Origin of the sequence: Intestinibacter sp., from assembly GCF_051866655.1 — a bacterium.
In the GTDB taxonomy this organism is placed as follows: Bacteria; Bacillota; Clostridia; order Peptostreptococcales; family Peptostreptococcaceae; genus Intestinibacter.
The window spans coordinates 1-2,165 of record NZ_JBJDXL010000540.1; the positions used below are offsets into that span (position 1 = coordinate 1).

Annotated in this window: 2 protein-coding genes and 1 pseudogene; 2 read left to right on the forward strand and 1 reads right to left on the reverse strand. The window is 27.2% G+C overall.

Going from position 1 to position 2,165, the window contains the following annotated elements:
- Positions 1–288 (forward strand): annotated as a pseudogene (locus ACI3VO_RS16305) (ABC transporter ATP-binding protein); the annotation flags it as partial.
- A 78-nt stretch (positions 289–366) separates the two neighbouring features.
- On the opposite strand, the gene ACI3VO_RS16310 reads toward ACI3VO_RS16305, so the two are convergent.
- Positions 367–1,122 carry an alpha/beta hydrolase gene (locus ACI3VO_RS16310; RefSeq protein WP_439758925.1) on the reverse strand — a complete coding sequence of 252 codons (756 nt, stop codon included), beginning with the start codon at positions 1,120–1,122 and terminating at the stop codon, positions 367–369.
- Positions 1,123–1,562: 440 nt separating this feature from the next.
- On the opposite strand from ACI3VO_RS16310, the gene ACI3VO_RS16315 reads away from it, so the two are divergent.
- Positions 1,563–2,063 carry a CarD family transcriptional regulator gene (locus ACI3VO_RS16315; RefSeq protein ID WP_439758926.1) on the forward strand — a complete coding sequence of 167 codons (501 nt, stop codon included), beginning with the start codon at positions 1,563–1,565 and terminating at the stop codon, positions 2,061–2,063.
- Positions 2,064–2,165: the final 102 nt, after the last annotated feature.

Here is a 2,165-nt window from a genome sequence, read left to right on the forward strand (position 1 = left end):
GATGAGCCTACAAATCATCTTGATTTTAAAAATCAAATAGATTTGTTAGAAAATTTAAAGGAGTGGATTAAAACAAAGAATAAAATTGTAGTCGGAGTTTTGCACGATTTAAATTTAGTTCAGTATTTTGCGGATAATGTTTTAATGCTACAAAATGGTCAAGTTGTATCTTATGGTCCACCTCAAAAAGTATTAAATGATCCAATACTAGATGATTTATATGGAATAGATATTAAAGGATTTATGTTAAATATCTTGAAAAAATGGGAAGGTTGCGTTGCAAATTAAGTAATTAAAAAAGGCTACTAAAAAATATTTTTTTTAATAGCCTTTTTATGAAATTATATCTTTTTTTTATTTAATCTATTATAAAAGATATTCCATAAATACAGGAACTTGTTTTTCCCAGCTAGCCTCGTTGTGTTCTCCTCCAGGAATTAATCTAGGGTAACAGTTGGCCCCCTTAGATTGAAGCTTGTGGCATAATTCTAACATATAAGATGTATAATTAACTCTTCTATATTCATCTTCTAGCTCTAAGCTTCCTATATCCATATAGAACTTAGTTCCTTTTCTTGGTTCGCTTGATACGACATCATCCATAAATTTGTCATAGCATAATTCAAAAGAAGGAGATAGACAAGCACATTTTGAGAATACGTCAGAATATTTGATTCCAGCATATGCAGCCATTAATCCTCCCATAGAGCTTCCACCTATTAGTGTATTTTTGCGATCTGTTTTAGTTCTGTATTCAGAATCGATCATAGGTTTTATGACATTTATCATCCATTCTAGGTATTCATTGCCTTTTCCCTTTATGAATTCACCATAGTAGTTTTCTAGGTCGTATGGGCAGTATTCAGACATTCTTTCGTTGCCTTCAAAGCTACATTGAATTCCAACCACTATCAATTGAACGTCGTTACCCTCTAAATATTCTTTCATACCCCATGATTTACCGAATGCGGCTTCTTTATCAAAGAATAAATTATGTCCATCAAACATATAAAGTACAGGATATTTTTTTCTTCTTTGATTGTAATCATTTGGAAGATATATATTTACAACTCTACTACCTGAAAATATACCTTCCATTTGAATATACTTTTTTTCTACCATATAGTAATCACCTCATGTATATTTTAGTCACCTTAAAATATACCACAATTTGGATATAAAATACACAAAAATATAAATAAATGTAAATTTACACTTTTAAGTCGAATATAAAATTTATATTTTTATATAACTTAATTAATATATTTGTAAAAAATAAAAAAATTAAAAGGATTATGTAATTAAAAAAAACTGACAAAAAAATTTTCAATGTGATAGAATTATATTGTAAGGTTTTTTACAAATACACTGATAAATAACGAATACTAGATTACAAAATAAGAAAAAAGACTTATAGTTGCTATGTAGACAGGAGAAATATAAGTATTTATATCAATTATATTAAGAATATTCACAATTTTTAGTATTCTTAATAGCGCATATTTGAATATAATACATTTACAAATTAATAAATCAATATAAAAATAGAAAGGGATGTAAATATGTTTAAAAAGGGAGAATATGTGATTTATGGTAATGCAGGCGTTTGTCAAATAATAGATATTTCAACTTTGAACATGCATGGTGCACCTAAAGATAAATTGTATTATATATTAGAACCTGTAAATCAAAATAAGAGTAAAGTTTTTTCACCAGTGGATAATAAAAAAGTTATTATTAGAAAGTTGATATCTAAGCAGGATGTGGAGACTTTAATAAGCGATATACCTAATATAAAGGGATTATTAGTAGAAGATGAAAAGTTACGTGAGCAAGTATATAAGGATTGTATAAAAAGCTGTCAATGTAGAAAATTATTGAGTCTTATAAAAACTATTTATCAGAGAAAAGAAGAGAGATTGAATCAAGGGAAGAAATTAAGTGCAACTGACGAGAAATATTTCAAATTGGCACAGGATAATCTTCATACAGAACTAGCTATGACCTTACAAATACCTGTAAATCAAATGGAAAGCTATATACTAGATAAAATAAACAAGTAATAAAATAATAATAAGCTATAGAAAATCATATTGTATTTTCTATAGCTTATTTTAATAATATCATACTACTTACTTTCAATGTAGTTAACTATATCGCCGATA

Excerpts from the sequence above, each read along its gene's own strand:
- ACI3VO_RS16310 (WP_439758925.1), bottom strand. The coding sequence starts at position 1,122 with ATGGTAGAAAAAAAGTATATTCAAATGGAAGGTATATTTTCAGGTAGT.
- ACI3VO_RS16315 (WP_439758926.1), top strand. The coding sequence starts at position 1,563 with ATGTTTAAAAAGGGAGAATATGTGATTTATGGTAATGCAGGCGTTTGT.